This window comes from Nonomuraea solani, from assembly GCF_900108335.1.
Classification (GTDB): domain Bacteria; phylum Actinomycetota; class Actinomycetes; order Streptosporangiales; family Streptosporangiaceae; genus Nonomuraea; species Nonomuraea solani.
Genome location: NZ_FNVT01000031.1, coordinates 41,140 through 62,962 on the forward strand (window position 1 = coordinate 41,140; position 21,823 = coordinate 62,962).

Sequence of the window (21,823 nt, forward strand, 5' to 3'; positions counted from 1 at the left end):
TGAATGCTTACGAATGAACACCCTCTGATATCGCACAAGGTCCAGCGGCCCAAGAAGCCGTGCGTCCAAAGCGGGAAACGATAACAAGCCTTATCACCCCCTGAGCCGAGAGCCGCTTGACGGCGTAAATCGCGGAGTCTCGCGCGGCGGATCGGTGCCGACCGAAATATCATTGTTTTATGCCGCGCCCGCCGAGCGATCAGCCCAGGCAGCTATCGCGTCGCGCGGGCGGCGAACCACGTGCGATCGGGAGTGAGGAAACGATCGATCGCCAGGCCCGCGTCGGCCAAGGCCGTCGTGAGCTGGTCGTCGGTGAGGGGCCGCTCCGTGAACGACTGCGTCCACCGGCGGCCGTGCGTCTCGTACGCCATCGTGACGCTCATCAGGCCACCGGCGGCCGGCGTGAACTCCGTGATCGTCGTGGTGAATCCCGACCTGTCGAACGTGGTGCCCACCGACCACGTCGCGCGCACGTCGAGAGGGATCCACTGGATCACCACCACGCCGTCATCGCGCACGTGGCGGCGGCAGCAGTCCAGGAAATGCCTCCTGGAGTCCTCCCCGGGCACGTGGATGAGAAGCGAGGCCAGCAGGACGGCGTCGAAGCGGCGGTCCAGGGCGAGATCCTCGATGCGCGCGAGCACCGTCCGCGCGCCCCGGATCCTGGCCAGCATGTCGGCGGACTCGTCGACCGCCACGACCTCGTAGCCGAGATCGAGCAGCGCGTGCGTCACCCGGCCCGCTCCCGAGCCGAGTTCGAGGATCGATCCGCCCGCGGGTACGGCGGCCTGGACGATGCCCGGCTCGCCGGCCGCGGTGACCGCGGCGTAGAACTCCACCGGTGAGCCGTCGGGGGTGAACGCCCCCGGCCCCGTGCCTGCGTTCATGCCTGTCACTGTAGATCGTGGCGGGCGTTCCTTGAGAGCGAAGCCGCCCGGAAAACGCAATTGACGAACAACTTCGGCTGGTTCATGCTGGCCGGTAAGTGGGTGAATCCGATAATGGGAAATTCCGCTGACTTGGGGGTGTCATGGCAATAGAGGCCGCCATAAAGAAGATTCTGGCGACCGAATTGTTCGTGGAAGCCTCGCCCGAAAAAATCAGCGACCAGGAGAGCCTGCGCGACGTCTACGGACTGGATTCGCTGGGATTCACCGAGTTACGGGTTCAGTGCGAGGACCATTTCGAGGTCCGCATCTCCGACGCGGACTTCCAGCCCGAGAACTTCCGGAACATCGCCAGCCTGGCGGGCCTGATCCGGCGCCTGCGGGACGGCGAGACGTGAGCCGGAACGAATCGACGGCCGGCTCCCTCCCCCATGCCCTCGCCGGCGGCCTTCATCTCGATCACTACGGCGGCGACAGGTTGCCGTTCGTCTCGCTCGGCGCCCGCGGGGTGCGGATGCGGCTGGCGGAGGGCGACGACCACCCGGCGGCGCGCGAGCCGTTCGAGGTGATCGACGCCTCCGGCGGCTACGCCAGCGCCTGCCTGGGCGCGGCGCACCCCACCGTGCACGCCGCCCTGAGCCGGGCCGTGACGGAGCTCGGATACGCGACGGACGAGGTCGAGGTCGCCGAGCGGACGCGCCTGCTCAGCGAGCTGTTCGGCCCGGACGGGCTGTGGTGCGATCGGTTTCCGGCCGGCGACTTTCACGTGGCGGGCCGTAACTCCGGCTCCGAGGGCATGGAGCTGGCGATGCGGCTGGTCCTGGAGTCGCGCTTCGACCGGCGCCGGCTACGGCCCGACCCCGAGCGCGGTGGCCGCGACCTGATCCTCGCGTTCGAGGGGGCCTGGCACGGCTGGACCGGCGGGCTCACGCTGCTGCTCAACCGGCGTCACTTCCGCGTCGGACTGCCACGAATCGCCGACACCGGCGCGTACGGGGTGAAAGCGGAGTTCCTGCCGTTCGGTGCCCTGGAGCCGTTGCGCGAGTTCTTCGCCCGCGCGGGCGACCGGGTGCTGGCCGTGGTCGTCGAGCCGGTTCAGGGCGACGCCGGCCTGCTGGTCCCGCCGCCCGGCTACCTGCGGGCGCTGGCCGAGCTGGCGGCGGGGCACGGCGCGCTGCTGGTCGCCGACGAGGTGCTGACGTTCGCCAAGACCGGCGCCTTCTTCGCCATGACGGACGAGCTCGGCCCGATCCCGGCGGACATCACCGTGATCGGCAAGAGCCTGGGCATGGGAGCGCTGTCCACCGCGATGGTGATCGCCCGCCGATGGCTGGGGATCCGGCCGTCCGGCGCGGTCGCCACGTCCGACCTGCGCCCGCTGACGTGCGCGGTGATCCGTGACGGGCTGCGGCTGATCGTCGCCGAGAAGCTGCTCGAACGGTCGGCGGCGCTCGCCGAGCGGCTGGCCGGGTTGCTCGAAAGCGAGGTGCTCGACCGGTTCCCGCAGGTGTACCGCGCGTCGAGGGGCATCGGCCTGCTACACGGGCTGGAGCTCACGGAAGACGCCGCCGGCAGGCTGCCCGGCCTGCGCCGGCACATCATTCGGGCGGGATGCTACGTCGAGTTCATGGCGGGCGCCGGCCACCGCTCTCACGACCTGCCGTACATCTTCCCGACCATGCGCGTGGCCCCGCCGCTCGTCGTCACCGAGGCCGAGTCGGACGAGATCGTCTCGGCGATTCAGCGCGGGACGGCGGCGTTCCTGGAGGCACGGCGGTGAGTGTCATGGTGTCATTGCCCCGCCGCGTGGAGCACGTGGACACCGACGCCGCCGGTGTCATGCACTTCACCCGCTACGCCTCCCTGATCGAGACCGCACTGCTGGAGAACCTGGAGGCCCTCGGCGTCGGCACCCGCCTGATGGACGAGCACAAGGTGCAGCCGGCGGTGTCCGAGCTGCGCATGCGCTACAGCGCCGCCGCCCGCTTCTCCGACGAGCTTCTGGTACGGGTCGGCGTCGAGCATGTCGGCGGCGCGTCGTACCGGATCTCCGGCTTCGTGTACCGCCGGGAGGACGGCGCCGAGACGCTGCTCGCCTCGGGCTTGCTGGTGATGTGCCTGGTCAGGGTCGCCGACGGCGCCCCGGCCGCGTTGCCCGCCACCCTGCGCACCACGCTGGCGAGATGCATGGGAGAAGCCGATGGGTGAGTCGACACTGGGGTTCAGCGAGATCAAGCAGTGGCTGCGCCACCGGCACCCGATGATCTACATCGACCGGGTGCTCGACTACGTGCCCGGGGAGTCCCTGCGCAGCATGCTGGCGGTCTCCGGGACGATGGACGCCATCGCCGGGCACTTCCCCGAACGGGCCATCTACCCCGGCAGCCACCTGATCCAGGCCATCGCTCAATCCGGCATCATCCTGTACCAGCTGAGCACGTCGAAACTGGCGGACGATGAGATCACGCTCATCGGTTCCGTGCAGGCCCGCTTCCAGCGCATCGTGGTCGTCGGCGACCAGGTGATCTTCAACGTGCGCGCCGACCGCCTCACCGGCGACACCTTCCACTTCTCGTGCCGGGCGACCGTGGACGGCGAGCCCGCGGCGGCCTTCCGCGGCTCCCTCGTCAAAGTGACGGTCGAGCAGCTCGGGCGGCGGCTGTGGTGAACGTCTGGGTCACCGGGATGGCGTGGTCCACCGCCCTGGGCGACGGGCTGGCCGGCGTGTGGCGGCGGCTGCTCGACGGGCACGACGGGTTCGAGGCGCTGCCGTCGGAGCATCCGCTGCGCAACCCGCTCGCCGCGACCGTGGCCGATCCGCCCGCGGGCATGAAGCCGTCGGCCCGGCAGCGGATCCTCGCGGAGGGCACGCTGTCGCGGGCGCTGGCCGACGCCGGCGGCCCGGCGGACGCCTATCCGGTGCTGGGCACGAGCTTCGGGGCGCTCCTCGACGACGAGGACGGCGACCTGTGGCAGTGGGCCGCGGACGTCGCCGCCGCCGTGGGCCTGCGCCGGCCGCCCGTGGCGGTCAGCACCGCCTGCTCGTCCGGGTCCGACGCGATCGCGGTCGGCGCGGCCGCGATCCGGTCGGGGGCCGCGGACGTGAGCGTGTGCGGCGCGGCCGACGTGGTGACGCCGGCCAAGCGGCTGGCGCACACCGCTCTGCGCACGATGTCGCCCACGCGGCTGCGCGCCTTCGACCGCCGCGCCGATGGCACGCTCCTCGGCGAGGGTGCGGGGTTCGTGGTGCTGGAGCGCGAGGAGGCGGCCCGTGCCAGGGGCGCCGTCCCGTACGCGGTGCTGGCCGGAACGGGAGCGGCCAACGACGGGGCCGGGATGACGGCGCCCGACCCCGGCGGGACCGGCGCCGAACTCGCCGCGCGGCGCTGCCTGGCCTCCTGCGGGCTCACCGTCGAGGACGTCGCGGTGGTCAACGCGCACGGCTCAGGCACCCCGGCCAACGACAGCGCCGAGTCGGCCGCCCTGGCGAGGCTGTTCGGCGGGTGCGAACGGCCGCCGGTCGTGTTCGCCACGAAAGGGGCGCTGGGGCACACGCTCGGCGCCACGGGAGCGCTGGAGGCCGTCGCCGTCGTGCTCGCGCTGCTGGACGGGCGCGCGCCGCCCATCCCCGGGCTGGACGAGGTCATCGAGGGTTTCCCCCTCCCCGTCGCCACCGGCTCCGCGAGCCGTCTGCGGCCGGGCGCTGGGCTCAGCCTGACGCTCGGCTTCGGCGGGTTCATCACCTGCCTGGCGTTCACCCCGGGGCAGCGGCATGCCCATTGAGCTGGTCACGCTGGCGCGCGGGCGCAGCGAGAGCGATGACCTGACGAGTGCCGGGCGTCGCACGACGTCCTTCTACGCCGACCCGGCCGCCTGGCTGGTGGTGGCGGCCGTCGAGGACGCGCTGGCCCGAGCCCCCGAGAAGGTGCGCGGCGAACCGGAACGGATCGGCGCGCTGGCGGTCAGCGACCACGGAACCCGCCACACCATGAGTTCGGTCGCCGCGACGGCCGGCCGTGGACGGGTCTCGCCGCTGCGGTTCGCCGGGGCCAGCCCCGGCTCCCTGGCGGGCCTGCTCTGCATCGCGCTGGGCTTTCGCGGGCCCAGCCTGCTGGTCTCCATGCGGCCCGACAGGGCGCACGCCGTCATGGAGCTGATCGCCTCGGACTGGCTGGCGACCGGCCAATGCCGGTACGTCGCCGTCGCCGAGCACACCGTGACCGGCGACGCCCACACGGTGTCCGGCCGCATCCTGGGTCGCGACGGGGACTGAGACACCGATGGAAGACCTGGGCCGGGTGGAGACGTACCTGAGCGAGCGCACCCTCGACATCGACCCGGGACCCGGCGCGCGCACGCCGGTGGCGACGGCCGCCGATCTGTTCGCCGGCCTGACCGACCGGCGGGGAAACGTCGTGCTGCTCGCCCTGCCGAGTGGCACGACCTTGCTGCGGCACCTGTTCGGGGCGCTGCACGGCGGCGCCGTACCGGTCGCGGTGTCGCCCGCGATGCCGGCCGGCCGCCTCGAACAGGTCGCCCGGCGTCTCGGCGCCCGCCTGCTGGTCACCCCGCACGGCAGGCCGGCGCCCGGCACGGCCGTACGGCGTCTCGGTGACACCGTCGTCGCCACGCTGCCCGGCCCCTGGCAGCGTCACGACCCCGACCATGTGATCATCATGACGTCGGGGACGTCCGGTATCTTCAGTGGCTGCCTGCACCGGGCCTCGTCGCTGTTCCGCAACGCCGCCCGGCACGCGGAGTCGGTAGGGCTGGGTTCCCACGACACCATGCTGGTGACGTTGCCGTTGAACTTCTCCTACGCCCTGGTGGCCCAGGCGCTGGCGGGCCTGGTCACCGACGCCCGCCTGGTGATCGCCGGCCCGCCGTTCAGCCGGCGCGGCTACCTCGACGCCATCGTCCGCCATGGGGTCACCAGCTCGTCACTGACGCCCTTCCTGCTGCGGCACCTGCTGTCCGAACGGCCGCCCGCCGGCCTGCGCATGCTCACGGTGGGCGGCGACGGGCTGCCGGGCGAGGAGGTGAGCCGGCTGGTCGCCGGCCGGCCCGGCCTGGAGGTGTACATCACGTACGGGCTGACCGAGGCGGGACCCCGGGTCAGCACGCTGGCGGCGCACCGCGAACCGGCCCACCGGCACGGCTCCGTCGGCCTGCCGCTGCGGGGCGTCGGCGTGGCTCTGCGCGACGTGCGCGACGGGGTCGGGGAGCTGCTCGTGACCTCCGACACGGTGATGGTGCGGCGAGTCGGCACAGTGGACGGACCAGTGGACGGACCAGTGGACAGCCCAATGGACGGCGCGGTGGACGGCCGCCACGCCGGGACCCGGCGGATCGCCACCGGCGACCTGTTCCGCCTCGACCCCGACGGCTACCTCCACTTCGCCGGCCGCCTCGGGGACTCCTGCGTCGTCGAGGGGGTCAAGGTGTCGCTGCCGTCGGTGCGGCGCCTGGCCACGGCGCTGCCCGGGGTGGTGCGCGCGGCCACCCGCCCCTGCTCGGGAGGCGCGGCCGACGAGGAGCACGTACCGCACGACGGGCAGCGTTTCGTTCTGGAGCTGCACATGCGCGAGGTCACCCGCGAGGCGGTGCGCCCGGTGCGGGCGGAGCTGCACCGCCTGCTGCTTCGGGCCGAGCGCCCCTGCCGGATCCTCGCGGTCCCGGCGGCGGACACGCCCTACAAGTGAGCGTCGATGTAGGCGGCCAGCTCGCGAACGGTGGGATGTTCGAAGACCGCCCGGACCGGGATCTCCAGGCCCCACTCCTCGATGACGGCCGCCGCGATCCGTACCGCCATGAGCGAGTGCCCTTTCAGCTCGAAGAAGTCGTCGTCGGCGCCCAGGTCCTCGCGCTCCAGGACCTGCCGCCAGATCGCGGCGAGCCGGCGCTCGGTGTCGGTGGCGGGCTCCTTCGGGTCGGCCTGCCGGGTGGCGATCGTGCCGGGGTCGGGCAGCCGCTTTCTGTCGATCTTCCCGGTGGAGGTGAGGGGCAGCCTGTCGAGCACCACGTACGCCGCCGGCACCATGTACGACGGCAGCGTGCCGGCCACCCGGCGGTGCACCGCGCGCACGTCCACCGCGGCCCCCCGCGCCGGCTCCAGATACGCGGCCGGATGGGCGGTGCCCTGCTCGTCGGTGAAGACGCCGACGGCCGCCTGCGCCACGCCCGGCTCGGCCCGCAGCACCGCCTCGATCTCGGCCAGCTCGACGCGGGCGCCCCGGATCTTGACCTGGTGATCGCGCCGTCCCAGGAACACGAGGGCGCCATCGGCCCGCCTGCGCGCCAGGTCCCCGGTCCGATAGGTGCGCAGGCCCGACGCGTCGGGCCCCGAGAAGGCCGCCTCGGTCTCGGCGGGCCGGCCCAGGTAGCCGTGAGCGAGGTAGCGGGTTCTGATCCACACCTCCCCCTCCTCGCCGAAGGTGTCGTCGTCCTGGTGCAGCAGGGTCTGCACGCCGGGGATGTCGCCGCCGATCGGGATCTCGCCGGCGCTGTCCGGCTCGACCCGGTGAAAGGTCGCGACGGTGGTCTCGGCGGGGCCGTAGACGTTGTAGATCGCCGCCTGGGGGAAGTGGGCGCGCACCTGGTTCACGGTCGCGGTGTGCAGCGGCTCGCCGTACAGGCTGACCACCCGCAGAGCCGGATCGGGGGCCGCGCCGGCGCTCTCCCGGGCCAGCAGCAGGCGGCGCATGAGCGTGGGCACGCAGAAGACGTGCGTCACCTGGTGGGCGCTCACCCAGGGCAGGAGCTGCGCGCCGTCGGGCTTCACGGTGGGTGGGGGGATGACGATCGCGGCCCCGGCGTCGAGGGCGCTGAGAATCTCCAGGTACGCGGCGTCGTAGCTGAGGCGGGCCAGTTGCAACATGCGCGCGCCACGGCCGAGCCCGCTCTCCGCGGCCATCCAGCGGCCGAAGTGCAGCAGGTTGCCGCTGCGCTGCATGATGCCCTTCGGCCGTCCCGTGGAGCCCGAGGTGTACACCAGGCAGCTCGTGTCCTTGGGCACGATGTGCTCGCGTGAGCCCGGCGGCGCGGCCGACAGAACCTCCGCGCTGTCCGCCTGGACGGTGATCACGGCGGGACAGCCGTGCGGCGGCTCGTCGCCGGGGCGCGTCACCACGCCCGTCGCCCGGCAGTCGTCCAGGATCGCGCGGTGCCGGGCGGCGGGCTGGTCGGCGTCGAGCCAGACGAAGGCCGTGCCGGCGGTGAAGGCGGCGAGCATCGCGGCGATGCCGTCGGCGCCGTCGGGCAGCGCCATCGCCACCACGTCGCCCGCGCCCAGGCCCGCCCCGGCCAGCGCGCCACGGTAGCGTTCCACCCGCGCGGCCAGGCCCGGGTAGCCGAGCACGCCCTCGGCCGAGATGATGGCGGGACTGTCGGGGGCCTCAGCGGCGTGGGCTTCCACACGCGGCCCGATATCGGAGTCGAACATCATTCCCCTTCGGCCTCGGCTGAGATCCGCGCGGCGACGCGGGTGATCTCCTCGACGACGAACGCTTCCGCGTCCTGAACCACGAAATGGCCGGACGGCACGGACCTGACCGAGCAGCCCCCGCTCGTACAGCGGGCCCATCCCGCGGCCTCCCCGGCCGTCAGACCGGGATCGTCCGCGCCCACGAGCACCCGGACGGGCACGGCCGGCAGCGGCCCCGCGCTCGCGGCGTAGCCTCGAAGCAGCCGCAGGTCGGCCCACAGATCGCGCAAGATGAGCCGATGCACGACCGGATCGTTCAGCGCCTCCCGCATCCGCTCGTCACCACGCCACATCCGGGCCAGGACACGATGGTCGTCGGGGGTGTGGTCGCCGAACCTCTCCGCCCACAGCCGCGGAGGCGCCGACGAGACGATCAGGCACGCCACCGGCGGGCTCCCGGACATCGCCCTGGCCGTCTCGAACGCGATGAGCCCGCCCAGGCTCTGGCCCACCATCATGTACGGCCGCCGCACCCGGACCCCCGCCGCCACGATCCGCCCGACCAGCCCGGCCAGATCGCTCACCTCGACACCGTCGCCGGGGCGGGGCATGCGCACGGCCAGCACCTCGACGTGATCGGGAAGAGCCCGCGCCAGGGCCTCGTACGACGGCGCGTCCCCGCCCGCGTGCGGAAAGCACACGGCCCGTAGCACCGCCTCCGGCCTGCGACGCGGCGTCCAGAAGCACTCTGTCACGAGGGCTCCCCCGGCACGAAGAAGACCACCGGCGCGTCCGGCTCGCCCTCCCAGGTGAAGGAGCCCGGCACGAGGAAGCCGGGCAGCCGCCGGCGCAGCCGTGCCCGCAACTCGCCGGCCGCGGGACGAGGCAGGCCGGGCACCGCCCTCAGACGGGCCGCGAGCCCGCCACCGTCTCCTGCCGTGACCTCGGCCGCCGCGATCGACCGGTCGGCCAGCAGCGCCTCCTCGATCAGCCGGGCCGGCACCCGAAGCCCCCGGACCACGAGTTCCTCGCCCACCCCGCCGAGGAACTCGACCGTGCCGTCCGCCCGGATCCGGGCCAGCAGCCCCGTACGGTTCCCGGCCAGCCACGCCTCGCCCGGCACCCCGAGCGGCAGCGGCACCCCGTGGGTGTCACGGATCGACACCGCCACCTCCGCCTCGCCGCCGCCGATCGCCGCGCACGTCCGCGAGATCGGCTGGTCAGGGTTCTCGCAGAGCGCGCGCAGCAGGCGGAAGTAGTCGTCGATCAGCCGCGCGACCGTCTCCTCGTCGAACAGGTCCGCGTTGAAGCACGCCTCCACGCTCAGCTCGCCGCCGGCGCGGTCCAGCAGGTGGACCTCCAGGTCGAAGCGGGTCGCCGGCGCCGTCAGCTCCTCGCCCCACACGCGGGCGCGCACCTCGCCCCAACGCGCCTCCCCGGCCTGGGGCAGCACCAGCATCTGGAAGATCACCTGGACCAGCGGGGCGTAGGAGGGGTCACGCCGCGGCTCCAGCCGGTCCACCAGCACGTCGAGGGGCAGCAGGTCGTTGTCGTAGGCGTCGAACAGCGCCTCGCGCGCCCGCGCCAGCACGGTGCGGAAACCCGGGTCGCCCGACAGGTCCATCCGCACCGGCAGCGTACCGACGAAGAAGCCCACCGTCCGCGCGAACTCCGGCCGCGACCGCCCGGCCACCACCACTCCGAGCACCAGGTCGTCCGCGCGCGCGTAGCGGCCGAGCAGCACCGCGAAAGCGGCGTAGGCGACCGTGTACGGGGTGAGACGCCGCCCCGCGGCGAAGGAGGCCAGGAGGTCGGCCACGTCTTTCGGCATCGCCGTGGCGATCTGGCCGCCGCCGGTGCCCTGGAGCCTCGGCCGTGTGCGGTCGGCGGGCAGGGTGACGAGCTCGGGCACTCCGGCCAGCCGCTCCCGCCAATAGCCCAGCACCCGCTCGGCCGCAGGCGACCCGGCCCGCTTGCGCTGCCAGTCGGCGTAGTCGAGATAGTCGGCCCGCAACGGCGGCAGGCCCGCCGGCTCACCGCCGGCCTCGGCCGCGTAGAGCCGCCCGAGTTCCTCGTCGAGGATCGGCACCGACCAGCCGTCGATCACGATGTGATGCACGCACAGCAGCAGGACGTGCAGGTCGGAGGCGACGCCCAGCAGGTGGGCCCGCATCGGCTCCTCCCGCCCCAGGTCGAAGGGCCGCGAGGACCAGCGGCGCGCGAACGCGCTCGCCTCGGCCTCCCAGCCGTCCGGGGCCAGGCCGGCGCGGGGCAGATCGACCAGGCAAGGAACAGGAGTCACCGCCACGCGGGGCGAGCCCGCCTCGGCGGGGAATCTCATGCGCAGCGCGACATGGCGATCGGCCAGCGCGCCGAGCGCCCGGCCCAGGGCCGCCGCGTCGAGCGGCCCGCGCAGCTCGTAGCCGCGAAAGACGTTGTACTGGTTGGACTCGGGGGCGAGCTGCTGGTGAAACCACAGCCGCTGCTGGCTCGGCGAGAGCCTCGGCTGGCGTGCTTCCGGCATCGTCGCATCACCTGTATGAGAGGCGAGGTCGCTGATCGTCGAGTTGTCGCGCGTGGAACCGGGGATCTCTGTCATGAGGCTCTACCAGGGCCTAAGGGTTGTCAACCCTGATCCCCTCGGCCGACGCCGCCCGGTCGGTGCCGGCACCGGAGCGATGCTCGGGTCGAAAGCGGTAGGCACCATGCCGTCGGCGGCGTTGGTCGAAGTAGCTGCAGGCGTGGTCATGCCGTGTGACGGACTCCGCGTCGGTGCCGCCCGCCGCCGTCCAGCCGCACGGCTCCACCGCCGCGCACCCGTCGTCGGCGCCGCTGTGCAGGTGGGCTGACCAGAGGCTCGGTACGGAAGGGAAGCGGGTGCGGACCGCGCGGACGGCATGATGCAGAGCCAGGGCGGGACCCAGGCTCAGCCGGTCGTAGACGTCGGTGGCGATGTCTGCAAACCCCGCCCTGTTCGAGCCGTAACCAGCCCGCACCGTCCTCCGGCCCGCACATGGCCCCCGGGTTCACTCCGGCCGAAAAACCCTCACCGCGAGAGTCCTTGGGTTCGGCATCGGACGCGCGAATCCCGCGACCGATGAGAGGTCCGCGATGATCACTAAGGCTGCCTGACCTGCGCAAAGAGCAAGTGGTCGCAGGTCAGGGGCATATCCGTTGGATTTCCGCAGTCAGAATCCCGCCTTGCGCCTTCACTACTGTGGCCGTCATGCAGGCGAAGCGGACGAGGCGGGCATCGATGTCCCGCATTCCGTGAAGGATGGCGCCTGAGCAGGAAAGACCGGGCGCGATGCTATGCCACCTTGGCCGAGGCGGCGGTCCAGGTGTTGCACGAGGCAGGGTCGGCGGTGGCGAAGCCCCGCTTGAGCCAATAGCCGACGCTGGACTCCTTTCCCCAGCGGCGATCCTTCTCAGAGGTGTCACCGCCGGGCAACGTCAGGAAGTAACTCCAGTCTTTGCCGGTACGCCCGGTCAGTGGCCAGACGCTTTTGATGAACGCGGCGGCCAGGCAATCCCGTTGCAGGCTGTAGCGCCGTTGCTGCTCTTGGAGCTCGGACTTATTGCGGTACCGCACCACCTCGTAGGCGGCCGCGATGCCGATGAGGTGCTGGACGTGATAGCCGTACATATAACCGGCCTGGTACAGCATCCAGAGGTCTGTGGGGTCGTCCAAGTATCCCTCGCCGACTTCGAATGTCAGCGTGCCGGTCCTTTCGCAGTAGTAGGCCTCTGAGTCGTCCTCCTGGTTGAAGGTGTCTCCGCAGTATTTCTTCGGAATGTTGTCGACCTGCCGCACCTTGGCCGGGCGGTAGGGCAGGTTCGCGCTGGTGAGGTGTTGTTCCCAGGTCGTTTCCAGGCAAGCGAGCATCGCGTTGATGTACGCGCGTCCGAGCTGGCGATTGTTGCGTTTGACCGGGGGTTCTTCACAGGTCGTCGTCGGGAGGACTCCGGCTTCGTAAAGGGGGTGGGCGATCAGCTTGGGATGTTTGACCGGATACGCGGTTGCCGCGGCGGCCGTTCCGGCTAAGGGGGCCATGAGCACGCACGTGAGTGCGGCGATCTTGACGATTTTCATGATCCCCGACCTTAAGGGGAGGCGGCAGGTCACGCAATTGCGGCCCCGGCCGGGCCCCGCGGCGGCTCGGCCGGGGGGCGCCGCGGGCCTGGGTGAGCAAGGTATTCTCGCCGGCTCTTCTGCGGCTGACGCACGATCCGGCCCTGTCGTCCCAGACCATCATCTGTCCGCGCTCCTGAGAGATCGATGTCCCGGCGGCCGCCGCCATCCGCCAGCAACTCCTGGAGATGCCTGCCCCCGTCGCGTCTCCTCAGAGAAGGAGGTGGAACGTGGAGCCGCTACGCCGTCGGGGAACACGGCACGTCACCCATAAAGCCTTACAGGAACGACAACTTACGACAGCTGAACAGGCGAGCCCACCAGTCAGTACCGGAGACTCATGGGGGTCAAGCGGCGTCGTGATCAGATTCAGGGCCGCTTACCGCTTTCAGTTGCTCGAGTAAAGCGCCGAGGCCCTTCCCGGGCTGAGGCTCTTGTGGCGGTGGCAGGTCGGCGATCGCGCCCACCAGGAGCGGTCCGTCCAGCAGGTCGGCGGTGAACGTCACGCCGGTGAGGCGGGCCGCCATCGCGAACATCCGCGCGAGGCCATGTCCGGACAGGTCGTCGTAGCGTTGGTCCCAGTCCTCATCTGAGCTCTCCTCGAGAGGCAGGCCGAACTCGCGCATGAGGCCGGCGAGCCGGTCAGTGTCGGCACCGGAGCGACGCTCGGGAAAACTCGGGTCGAAAGCCGTGAGCACCATGCCGTCCGCAGCGTAATGAAAGTAGTCGCAGGCATAGTCATGCCGCAGGACGGACACCACGTCGGTGCCGGCCGACAGCCGCGCCAGCATCTCCGTCCCCGACCAGCCGCACGGTTCCACCGCCGCGCACCCCTCGCCGGTAGCGACCACTCCGACATAACCACTTCCGTCACCACCCTCGGTGACCATCGTGAAGTCGGAAACCGCCAGCCCCAGCTCGGCGAAGCTCATCGGCGTGCTCGTGCGGGCGCCGAACCTGCGCAGCACCTCGGCCGGATCGAGCCCGCGCAGCAAGGTCACGCAGTAGATCTCGCCAAGCAGGTCGCCCCGATCGCCGTACGGCGGTTGCAGCCAGCGGAACGGCGTCAGCGCATCGATCGTCATGTCGCGATCTTGGCAGGCCCAACCGACATGGTCAGGCCCACTTCACCCCTCCGCGCGCACCTGCTGTCCGAGAGCCCGGCTTGTTGCCGCCGACATCACGGAAAGTCACTATCACGGCCCTCGGCATCGAGAACTCGCGATGGTCGAAGAGGTGACTCCACCAGTAAAGCGCCGCCCAGGCGGGGTGTGCCGCTCAGCCGCATGTCGTCTCGGAATGTCCGAACGGGCTCAAGCGGTCGGTCAGGAAGGCGATGATCTCGTCCCTGGCCTTCAGCGTGGGATGTCCGGCTTCGTCGACGAGGTGAGCGGTGACCACGCTGTGGGGGGACCCGACCACGTCGCCGAAGAACGGTGGCGGGCTGGTGTTCGCGGAACTGCCCGCGAGAATACGGCCGTCGAAGGCGTCGCCGAGGAGCGCCTGGTAGGCGGCGAAGCGCCGGCCGGTGCACCAGCGGTCGTCATCGAAGCGGTAGGCAAGAACCTTCAGCCCGTCGCGCGCGATGCGGTCTCGGACCGCGCGCGCGTCCTCGTCGCTGATCTCGAGTCCGGCAGGGTCGTCCAGCGGCAGCGACGGGTGGTTGACCACTGGCGCGATGACAGCCGGCTCAAGCGCCATGGTGAGAGCGAAGTTGCCGGTGAAGCACAATCCGATCGCGCCGACTCCCGGACCGCCGCATTCGGCATGGGCTTGGCGCGCCAGCCCACGTAGCCATGCCGTGACCGGGCTGGTGCCGCCCCCCGCGAACGCGCGGAACTCGGCACTGACACACGCGCGGCGGACGACCTCCCTACCACCCTCGACCGTGGGATAGGCACCGTCGATTCCGAAGAGTGAGGGGACATGAACGGTGAAGCCCGCATCTCGCACCCACCGCGCCAGTCGAAGGACATCGGGACTGATGCCGGGCATCTCCGGCATCAACACGACGGCCGGCCCGGAACCCGCGGCGTACACCGTCTTCACCACCCCCTCCACATCCACGAGTCGGCGGGAGAAGTCCGTGATCATGTCGTCAAGTCGTTCGCCGGCAGCGCTCATGGTGACAGCGTGGACCGATGCCCCCGCAGAGGGCGAGAGGCGACATCGCCATGTGTGCGGGTAATCTCGCCATGGGCTGATGGTGAGGAGGCGAGCGTGAGCGCGCTGCGGGTCGGTGTCCTGGCCTATCCGGGCTGCTTCGCGTCCGAGGTGTTCGGCGTACCCGATCTCTTGACGATGGCCACGCACGTTGCCGGTCCGGACGGCTCCGGATACGAGGTGTCGATCTTTTCGCCTCGTCGTCGTGTCGTGGCATCGGGTGGTGCGGTGTTGGGCGTATCCGCGCTGCGCGAGGTAGATGTCCTTATCGTGCCAGGGTTCGAGCTCGTGCCGGGCCTCGGCGTGGACGCGAAGCTCGCACCCCTCGCGCCTGAAGTTGAGGCGATCCACTCATACGCTGCTGCGGGTGCTGTCGTCGTCTCGATCTGTGTCGGTGCGTTCCTGCTCGCCGAGGCTGGGCTCCTCAACCGACGCCGTGCCACGACAGCCTGGCTCCTCGCGGACGAACTGGCTCGACGCTATCCGGACGCCGACGTCCGGCCTGAGCGTCTGGTCATCACCGACACTGGGGTGACGACGACGGCGGCCTTCAGCGCCATGTACGACTTCGCGCTGGATCTGATCCGTCAACACAGTGGTGCCGGCGTGGCACGGACAACCGCGCGGGTGGCGCTCGTCGACGACGCGCGATCGTCCCAGACCCCATACGTTGACGAGCGATTTCTTCCGCAGCCCGGAAACGCGTTCTCCCACAAGGTCATGCGATGGCTCGACCAAAACCTTGCCGCCCGATACGACCTCGCCGCGTTGTCGGACACGTTCAAGGTCAGCACTCGGACACTGCTGCGGCGCTTCGCGGACGAGACCGGCCAGAGCCCGCTGGAGTACCTGCAGTCGTCGCGTGTCCGTCGCGCCCGCCACCTCCTTGAGGCCACGAACCGAACCGTCGCCAGCATCTCCGCCACGGTCGGATACAGGGATCCAGGCACGTTCGCCGCCCTCTTCGCCAAGCACACTGGACGGCGCCCGAGGGACTACCGCGCGGCCTTCCGCCGCGTCGACTGATTCAGGCGCATGAAGCCGGTTTACCCCCGGAGATCACAGTCAGTTATGGCCGCGCCCCTCTACCGTGGGCCTCCAGGCCCAAGCGATCAAGGCCGAACCCCAAGGTTTCTCCCTCCGTGTTGTGGGAGCGGGTACTGGCCGTCCACGCGCACTGATCGCAGAGCTCAACCCCGAGATGGCGGCTGGTGCCGGTCGCGTTGACGGCACCCCAACAGAGGCAGGGGCAGGAACTCAGATCATTCGATCAACGGTCTTACCAGTAGTGGTGTTCAGGAGTGCTGATGCTCCTTCCGCCGCTGGAGCAGTTCCTCGACCGCGTTCGGCAGAGTCGTCTCGAAGTCGGTCGGCTTCGCCCATGTCGGGGTCACGACGAGAGCGGACGCCGGCTGATGCGCCAAAACGAGCAGCATCGTCGGCGTCCCATTCTTCGAAAAATACGGACTTCCGTCTATTTTTTGATCTCGTAGCGCAGAACTGCCACGCCGTTGTCGAACCCGGTGGCCTCGATCAGCTTCAGGTCTTGCCGATCCTCGAAAATGCGCGTTCCCTTGCCGCGTGACGCCGGGCAGACGAGCAGGGTGAGCTCGTCGACGAGGCCGGCGTCTATCAGGGAGCGCATGAGTGTCAAGCTCCCCCACAGCCAGATGTCCTTGCCGCTCTGCTCTTTCAGCTCCCGGACGGTGGCGACCGGGTCGCGGGTCACGGTCGCGGCCGGGAAATCGCCCCAGGGGGCGTGCTCCAGCTTCGAGGAGGCGACGAACTTGGTGAGGTTGTTGAGCTTCTCGCCGTACTCGCCCTGATCAGTGGCGGTCGCCCAACCCTGGGACTGGGCGTAGGTGTTCGCACCGAGAATCAGCGTGTCGACCGCGTCGACGAACCCCATCACCTTTTCCTTGTACTTCTTGTTGGTCGTCTCGGAGAAGGGCTCCCCCGACACGAAGCTGAGCCCGCCGTCCTCCTCCGCGGCGATATTGTCGACGGTGACCCACTGCTGGACTATGAGCTTGCGCATGACGGAATGTGTCCTTTCGAATATCTGTCGGTTGAGCAGGTCACCGGTACGAAGCCTTCGTGACGGATTCGACACCGGAGGCACTAGAGCGATTCTTCTTTTCGAGGACGAAACCGCGCGGGGTTCTCGACCTTCTACCTCGACATTTCCTGGCGAGCTTCAACGAATCCGCGCGCTCCGAGGCGGCCACAAACGGGCACAGGGAGAGCCACTTCGCGCCAAGGACATGGCGGTGCCCCACAATCAGCCGCGTCGGATCGCCGCTTCTCGATCGGCCCCCGCCGCGGCCCGCAGGAGCAGGTCCAGCCGCGTACCCGCGGTGGGAATCCGCCAAGGCGGGCGGCGCTCAGGCGGGCTGACGTTCCTTCCGCTGCCGGATCAGCTCCTCGACCGGGCTCGGCAGGGTCGTCTCGAAGTCGATCAGTTTCGCCCAGGTCGGGGTCACGACGATCCGGACCATGCCGTCGTGGTAGAGGAAACGTACCTCCGCCTCCCAGACGATCCGTTGCTCGGGCGTCATCTGGTAGGTGCTGGTCGTCTGGAGGTACTCGTCCGGGATGCCGTCGACGAACTTCGGCGTGCACATGACGATCTCCGCACCGTTCCAGGCAAAGATGATCGGGATGTGCCGTCCTTGGCGACATAGGCCAAGCGGGCCAGCATCTCCCGGCTGAGCGGCCGGTTCAGAACCTCGATGATCTCATTCGGTCGCACGGTCGCTCCTTCGGTTGTCGTTTCGTGGATCGTTGTGGGTGGTCTCGACCGTCTGCGGCGGGCCGTTAGGCGAGCTCTTCAGCCAGGGCGACGACGATGCCCTCGGAGCCGCTCCATGCCGGGTTCCACGAAGAACGCGATGACCACATCGAGGTCGTCGACGATGCTGTCCATTTGCTTGAGCGTCGTGCCTGGCTCATTCGTCACACGGCCGGTTCGTGGCCGCTGGTATTCCTGGGACGGAGCCGGCACCGCGTTCTCGACAACCTCGACGGCTCGTGTTCCGAATTTTCGTCAGCGATCGTGGCGCTGTTCGTAGATGCGGCGCACGCTGGTTCCGCTGCTGAGGTCCGCGCCGTACACGTGCAGCGTGATCGCGACCGTGTCACCGGTGTTGCGGACCCGGTGGATGTCGTCGGGCGGGGCGACGCCGCTGACCGAGCCGGCGGGCCGGTGCCGCTCACCGATCTCGACCAGGCGGTCGCCGTCGATGTCGTACAGGGTCTCGGTCTCGGCGCCTTGGAGCACCATGAACGAGCACCACACCAGGTGGTCGTGGATCTCCGTCACCTGGCCTGGCCGCCACACCACCGCGGACACCGAGAACGCCGCCTCGGTGTGCAGGGTGTGCTGGGTGTAGCCGTCGGGCGAGCCGGCCCGCTCGGCCACGGTGAGGAGGTCCACGTCCGGTTCGGTCTCTGCCAGTACGTCGGCCACCTGCTCGGCGATGGTCCGTGGGGTCGCCTGCCAGCGGGCGTGCGACCGGATGCGTGCGACCAGCTCGGCCAGGCCGGGCCTGGGCGGCGAGTCGACGGGGGCAGTCATCTGCTTGGCCATGACAACGATGCTGGCCTGCCAGCGGTCATGGCGTCTAATGCCAAAAACTCCCGCGTCCCATAGATAAAGTTAATAACATGATGAACCTGACGCACCTGCGGGTTCTGGAGGCAGTCGCCCGTCACGGGTCGGTGACCGAGGCCGCCAAGGAGCTGCACTACTCCCAGCCCTCGATCAGCCACCACCTCGGGCGGCTGGAGACCTCGATCGGGGCCCGGCTCATCCAGCGCGCAGGCCGCGGTATCCGGCTCACCCCCGAGGGCGAGCTCCTGGCCCAGCGGGCCAGGGAGATCGTCGGGCGGGTGGAGGCGGCCTCCGTCGAGATGGCCGCCCAGGTCGGGCTCCGGGCCGGGCGGGTCCGAGTCGCCGGCTTCCAGACGGTCCTCAGCACGATCGTCCCCAAGGCGGCGGCCAAGCTGTCCATGTCGTACCCGGGCATTGAGCTGAACCTGGTCGACGTGCACCCGGTCGAGGGGCTGCGGATGCTCCGCGCCGGGCACGTCGACATCGCCCTGGTCTTTCGGCACGCCGACACTCCGGACGAGGAGGAGGGCTTCCGGCTGACCCACCTGCTGGACGACCCGCTCTACCTGATCAGCCAAGAGCCAGGCCAGCGCCTGGAGGACCACCGCGACGCCGCCTGGGTCGGGGGATGCGAGCGCTGCCGCGCGACAATGGTCACCGCCTGTCAGGAAGCCGGCTTCAACCCGCGGATCGCGTACTCCAGTGACGACATGGTCGTGGTCCAGACGCTCGTGGCGGCCGGCATGGGGGTCGCCACCCTGCCCGGGCTCGCGCTCCAAGCCCACCGCACGCCGGGGATCCACGCCACCGAGATCCCGGGCAACACCCGGCACATCTTCGCCGTCACCTACGGCGAGCCGCCGGACCCGCCCGCGACCACCGCCCTGCTCAAGATCCTCAGGACAACCGCATAGAGCACGATGACGACCTCCCCCGGGCCGCACTCTCGGTCCGCGATCCGCGCCCAGCCTAACCAGGGGTTGGGCGGTGTCCGTCGCGTCGTAGAGCCTTCGGGGTGGTAATCGGGTCAGTGGTGCCGCCGGCCGGGGTCGTGCTCGGCGAGCGCGGCGGCTACGGCATTGGACGTAGATGCTGAGGTGTGCAGGTTCCGGTGGCCGGACAGGGGCATGAGCATGGAAGCCGACCAGCCGTCTTCGCCCAGGCGGGTCACCGCGGTGGCGTCGGCCAGGCGGAGCCGGGCGGCGATGCCGAGGGTGAACCCGCCGCCCAGGTTGGCGACGAACGCGATCGGCGCGAGCAACTGCTCGGCGACCGCGTGGCGGACGGGCTCGGGCAGGCGGGACGGATCGCGGTGTGCCCGAGCGCAGGGCGGGACGACAAAGACGTGGGCATGGTGACCTCGAAAGCGGGAAGCGTGGACAGCACGACAACGCCGACGCGGGAGAGGACGCAAAGTCCTGCCTGTTACTCCCGCCTGGCGCTGATAGCTCGGTCACGATGACCACCCCAGTGTGCCCGGGGCCGGCCACGTGGCCACGGGCACCTCCTGCAGAGATTGATTTCGACAGTGAGAAGAGGATCTGGCGTTTATCGGTCATTTTGGACAGCGCTTGCGCCAGTGGCGGGTCAGAAATGCCGATGAGAAGTAGCAGCGCTCCTCGCCCCAACGTCTTGGCGGTGCCTGGCCGCCGACAGCGTGCGGGAGCGAGCGGCGGCCAATCCCAGCCTGGACACGGGATCTGCGGCGCGGACTCGCCACCAAGGATCTGTCTCGGACGGTTCGGGAGCGTGCCTTCTCAGACAATTTCGTGCGTGAGTGTCTTCGCCCCACCCTGGGGGTGGACAAAGGTCACAGACCATGACCACCGTTATTCGGTGCCACCAGCACCGGGGCCGGCCAGCGTGACCATCGTTTCGAGCAGCGTCGTGTAGACAATGCCGGGTTCAGCGGATTCCTCCCAGCTCGGCTCTTCCCCGGCCGCCGGACTGGTTTCCGCCGCCGGAAAGAACAGCCACCACAGATTGTGCCAAGGGTCGAGGAACCGGGCGATGCCGTACCCGCCGTAGAAGGGAGACACCGGAGTGACGACGGTCGCACCTCGTTCGACCGCTCTGCGCATCGTCTCCTGGGGGTCGGCGACGTACACCTGGGTCAGGGCCGGGGTGAACGGCCAGTCGGCCTTACGGTCAGCGACCATGAGCAATGAGTTGCCGATTTTGACTTCGGCGTGGATCAGCGTTCCGTCTCCGGCGTAGAAGTCAGGGGTGCGGGCTTCCCCCCGCTCAGTCGCATCAAAGACAGCGACGAGGAAGTCGATGAAAGGCGCGGCTCCGTCAACGACGACGAATCCGTTAACGGTGTTCTCACCCTGGGGTTCGGGATCTTGCTTGGTCATCTCCATGCCGCGAGGCTAGAGATGATTGCGGCCAGTTTCCTGCCGCAATAGCAGCTCAGGGGACGCCCTGCCGGGTCCAGCTCGTTGGCTTCGGAGCTGAAGAACCAGCGGATAGCCGTTATCGATGAGAACGATCATGGAGCTGCGGGAGATTGGAACGTTCGCTTTGTGACGGGTTGAGTGCCCAGGGCGTGCCGGTCAAGGACGAGGATGTGGCCCGGCTGTCCCCGCTGGGCCACGTCCACCTCAACTGCCTGGGCCGGCCTCATCGGCCCCGGACGAAGGGCCTGCGGCCGCTCGGAGTGGCGGCGCTGCCCCAGGACGCTTCTTCCGCCGTCGTGGACGAGGACGATGCTTAAGCCCTGCAGTCGGCACCGGTCACCGATCAGGTCGAAGCCCTCGGCTCATCACCGGCTGTCTGTCCACCGCCGACGCGTCCGGCGATGACCGAATCGGGATCAGCGCCATGCCAAGCATCAAGAGTTCACCGGGATAGATCAGGTTGCGGCAGACCCGGACAGAGGTCATGGCCGGATCAAGACGCTTCAGACGCCGACATCCGGGCTCGCTGTTCCTCCGGTGTGCCGTGATCGGCTGGTCTGCTCATACGGCGATATAGCGATCGCTCGCCTTCCCGCGCAGATGCCCAGGTGGCAACTTCCGGCCGTAGGCGAGCAGGAGGAGATCCTGTGCTGAGCCGATCAGGGGGGCGCCGGCGCCGAAGGACCAGTCGAGGTCGTCGGCGCGCAATTCGACACCGTCGAGGTTGGCGCCGAAGAATTTGAGGGTTCGGGGGGTGACGTGCTCCAAGAGGAGGCGCACGCGGTCTTCGGGGACGCGGCGGCCGAGGCCGAGGGCGACGGTGATGTCCAGGCCGTGGATCAGGTCATGGCCCAGCGCCGCCGTGATGCCGCCGACCGGTGGTTTCCAGGGGTGGAGGACGTTGTCGCGGATCGCGCTGACCAGCTCGGCCGTGGACAGGGTGGCCGCGTCCTGGCGGGCCCGCCGGTCGGCCATCCGGTTGACGCCGCCTCCTGCCTTGACCAGCTCCAGCACCATCCTGGGCAGCGAGTATCGGAATCCCATCGACATGTGCGCCGCGACCTCCCGTACGCGCCATCCGGCGCACAGGGTCGGCGCGTCCCATTGGGCGGGCGGCAGATCGTCCAGCATCGCCGCCAGTTCTGTACGTTCGGCGGCGATCGCGGTGGTGATGTCCATGTGGTGCTCTTTCTCGTCAGATGGGTG

The 21,823-nt window shown here is 69.7% G+C and carries 24 protein-coding genes; 10 read left to right on the top strand and 14 right to left on the bottom strand.

Annotated elements, in window-relative coordinates; genetic code table 11:
• Window positions 1-212: 212 nt before the first annotated feature.
• Window positions 213-887 (bottom strand): class I SAM-dependent methyltransferase, encoded by a 675-nt coding sequence (locus C4V41_RS54360; RefSeq protein WP_103963941.1) that lies wholly within the window; start codon window positions 885-887, stop codon window positions 213-215.
• A 143-nt stretch (window positions 888-1,030) separates the two neighbouring features.
• Here C4V41_RS54360 and C4V41_RS54365 point away from each other — a divergent pair, with 143 nt between their 5' ends.
• Genes C4V41_RS54365 through C4V41_RS54395 form a run of 7 tightly spaced genes read left to right on the top strand, consistent with a single transcriptional unit; the run spans window position 1,031 to window position 6,589 of the window.
• Entirely contained in the window at window positions 1,031-1,285 is a 255-nt protein-coding gene (locus C4V41_RS54365) for an acyl carrier protein (protein WP_103963942.1), read from the top strand.
• Window positions 1,282-2,667: an aminotransferase class III-fold pyridoxal phosphate-dependent enzyme gene (locus C4V41_RS54370; protein WP_200824902.1), complete on the top strand. Its 1,386-nt coding sequence runs from the start codon at window positions 1,282-1,284 to the stop codon at window positions 2,665-2,667. Before C4V41_RS54365 ends, C4V41_RS54370 begins: the two co-directional genes overlap by 4 nt.
• A gap of 5 nt (window positions 2,668-2,672) precedes the next feature.
• Window positions 2,673-3,095 carry an acyl-CoA thioesterase gene (locus tag C4V41_RS54375; protein ID WP_103963943.1) on the top strand — a complete coding sequence of 141 codons (423 nt, stop codon included), beginning with the start codon at window positions 2,673-2,675 and terminating at the stop codon, window positions 3,093-3,095.
• Entirely contained in the window at window positions 3,088-3,555 is a 468-nt protein-coding gene (locus C4V41_RS54380) for a 3-hydroxyacyl-ACP dehydratase FabZ family protein (RefSeq protein ID WP_103963944.1), read from the top strand. Before C4V41_RS54375 ends, C4V41_RS54380 begins: the two co-directional genes overlap by 8 nt.
• On the top strand, window positions 3,552-4,670 hold the full coding sequence (locus C4V41_RS54385; protein WP_200824903.1) for a beta-ketoacyl-[acyl-carrier-protein] synthase family protein: 1,119 nt from the start codon (window positions 3,552-3,554) through the stop codon (window positions 4,668-4,670). Before C4V41_RS54380 ends, C4V41_RS54385 begins: the two co-directional genes overlap by 4 nt.
• Complete coding sequence (locus tag C4V41_RS54390) at window positions 4,660-5,160, top strand: beta-ketoacyl synthase N-terminal-like domain-containing protein (protein WP_103963945.1); 501 nt, start codon at window positions 4,660-4,662, stop codon at window positions 5,158-5,160. The genes C4V41_RS54385 and C4V41_RS54390 overlap by 11 nt, the downstream gene beginning before the upstream one ends.
• A 7-nt stretch (window positions 5,161-5,167) precedes the next feature.
• Window positions 5,168-6,589, top strand: coding sequence for a class I adenylate-forming enzyme family protein (locus C4V41_RS54395; protein WP_103963946.1), 1,422 nt, complete (start codon window positions 5,168-5,170; stop codon window positions 6,587-6,589).
• Here the strand turns inward: C4V41_RS54395 and C4V41_RS54400 are convergent.
• The 7 genes from C4V41_RS54400 to C4V41_RS54430 form a co-directional block, all read right to left on the bottom strand.
• On the bottom strand, window positions 6,580-8,301 hold the full coding sequence (locus tag C4V41_RS54400; protein ID WP_160150720.1) for a non-ribosomal peptide synthetase: 1,722 nt from the start codon (window positions 8,299-8,301) through the stop codon (window positions 6,580-6,582). The two genes, C4V41_RS54395 and C4V41_RS54400, sit on opposite strands and share 10 nt — an antisense overlap.
• A gap of 26 nt (window positions 8,302-8,327) precedes the next feature.
• Window positions 8,328-9,065, bottom strand: coding sequence for a thioesterase II family protein (locus tag C4V41_RS54405; RefSeq protein WP_160150721.1), 738 nt, complete (start codon window positions 9,063-9,065; stop codon window positions 8,328-8,330).
• Window positions 9,062-10,834: a condensation domain-containing protein gene (locus tag C4V41_RS54410; protein ID WP_160150722.1), complete on the bottom strand. Its 1,773-nt coding sequence runs from the start codon at window positions 10,832-10,834 to the stop codon at window positions 9,062-9,064. Before C4V41_RS54410 ends, C4V41_RS54405 begins: the two co-directional genes overlap by 4 nt.
• A 91-nt stretch (window positions 10,835-10,925) precedes the next feature.
• Window positions 10,926-11,306 (bottom strand): hypothetical protein, encoded by a 381-nt coding sequence (locus C4V41_RS54415; RefSeq protein ID WP_103963950.1) that lies wholly within the window; start codon window positions 11,304-11,306, stop codon window positions 10,926-10,928.
• 314 nt (window positions 11,307-11,620) lie between these two features.
• Window positions 11,621-12,403: a neutral zinc metallopeptidase gene (locus C4V41_RS54420; protein ID WP_103963951.1), complete on the bottom strand. Its 783-nt coding sequence runs from the start codon at window positions 12,401-12,403 to the stop codon at window positions 11,621-11,623.
• Between the two features lie 386 nt (window positions 12,404-12,789).
• Complete coding sequence (locus tag C4V41_RS54425; protein ID WP_103963952.1) at window positions 12,790-13,527, bottom strand: DUF6461 domain-containing protein; 738 nt, start codon at window positions 13,525-13,527, stop codon at window positions 12,790-12,792.
• A 193-nt stretch (window positions 13,528-13,720) separates the two neighbouring features.
• Complete coding sequence (locus tag C4V41_RS54430) at window positions 13,721-14,566, bottom strand: dienelactone hydrolase family protein (protein ID WP_103963953.1); 846 nt, start codon at window positions 14,564-14,566, stop codon at window positions 13,721-13,723.
• A 96-nt stretch (window positions 14,567-14,662) separates the two neighbouring features.
• On the opposite strand from C4V41_RS54430, the gene C4V41_RS54435 reads away from it, so the two are divergent.
• Window positions 14,663-15,631, top strand: coding sequence for a GlxA family transcriptional regulator (locus C4V41_RS54435; protein ID WP_103963954.1), 969 nt, complete (start codon window positions 14,663-14,665; stop codon window positions 15,629-15,631).
• Between the two features lie 448 nt (window positions 15,632-16,079).
• Here the strand turns inward: C4V41_RS54435 and C4V41_RS54445 are convergent, their stop codons facing one another.
• The 3 genes from C4V41_RS54445 to C4V41_RS54455 form a co-directional block, all read right to left on the bottom strand.
• Window positions 16,080-16,643, bottom strand: coding sequence for a dihydrofolate reductase family protein (locus tag C4V41_RS54445; protein WP_103963955.1), 564 nt, complete (start codon window positions 16,641-16,643; stop codon window positions 16,080-16,082).
• Window positions 16,644-16,989: 346 nt separating this feature from the next.
• Window positions 16,990-17,229, bottom strand: coding sequence for a hypothetical protein (locus C4V41_RS54450; protein WP_235030974.1), 240 nt, complete (start codon window positions 17,227-17,229; stop codon window positions 16,990-16,992).
• A gap of 422 nt (window positions 17,230-17,651) precedes the next feature.
• Entirely contained in the window at window positions 17,652-18,194 is a 543-nt protein-coding gene (locus tag C4V41_RS54455; RefSeq protein WP_235030975.1) for a cysteine dioxygenase family protein, read from the bottom strand.
• A gap of 77 nt (window positions 18,195-18,271) precedes the next feature.
• On the opposite strand from C4V41_RS54455, the gene C4V41_RS54460 reads away from it, so the two are divergent.
• A complete protein-coding gene (locus tag C4V41_RS54460; protein ID WP_103963956.1) occupies window positions 18,272-19,132 on the top strand; it encodes a LysR family transcriptional regulator in 861 nt (286 codons plus the stop codon).
• Between the two features lie 113 nt (window positions 19,133-19,245).
• Here C4V41_RS54460 and C4V41_RS54465 read toward each other — a convergent pair whose 3' ends face one another.
• Complete coding sequence (locus C4V41_RS54465; RefSeq protein ID WP_103963957.1) at window positions 19,246-19,479, bottom strand: hypothetical protein; 234 nt, start codon at window positions 19,477-19,479, stop codon at window positions 19,246-19,248.
• A gap of 568 nt (window positions 19,480-20,047) precedes the next feature.
• Complete coding sequence (locus tag C4V41_RS54470) at window positions 20,048-20,581, bottom strand: VOC family protein (RefSeq protein WP_103963958.1); 534 nt, start codon at window positions 20,579-20,581, stop codon at window positions 20,048-20,050.
• A gap of 146 nt (window positions 20,582-20,727) precedes the next feature.
• Here C4V41_RS54470 and C4V41_RS61350 point away from each other — a divergent pair, with 146 nt between their 5' ends.
• The gene (locus tag C4V41_RS61350; protein ID WP_146104179.1) at window positions 20,728-20,934 is read left to right on the top strand and encodes a hypothetical protein; all 207 of its coding nucleotides are present in this window, start codon (window positions 20,728-20,730) and stop codon (window positions 20,932-20,934) included.
• Window positions 20,935-21,178: 244 nt separating this feature from the next.
• Here the strand turns inward: C4V41_RS61350 and C4V41_RS54475 are convergent, their stop codons facing one another.
• On the bottom strand, window positions 21,179-21,796 hold the full coding sequence (locus tag C4V41_RS54475) for a maleylpyruvate isomerase family mycothiol-dependent enzyme (RefSeq protein WP_103963959.1): 618 nt from the start codon (window positions 21,794-21,796) through the stop codon (window positions 21,179-21,181).
• Window positions 21,797-21,823: the final 27 nt, after the last annotated feature.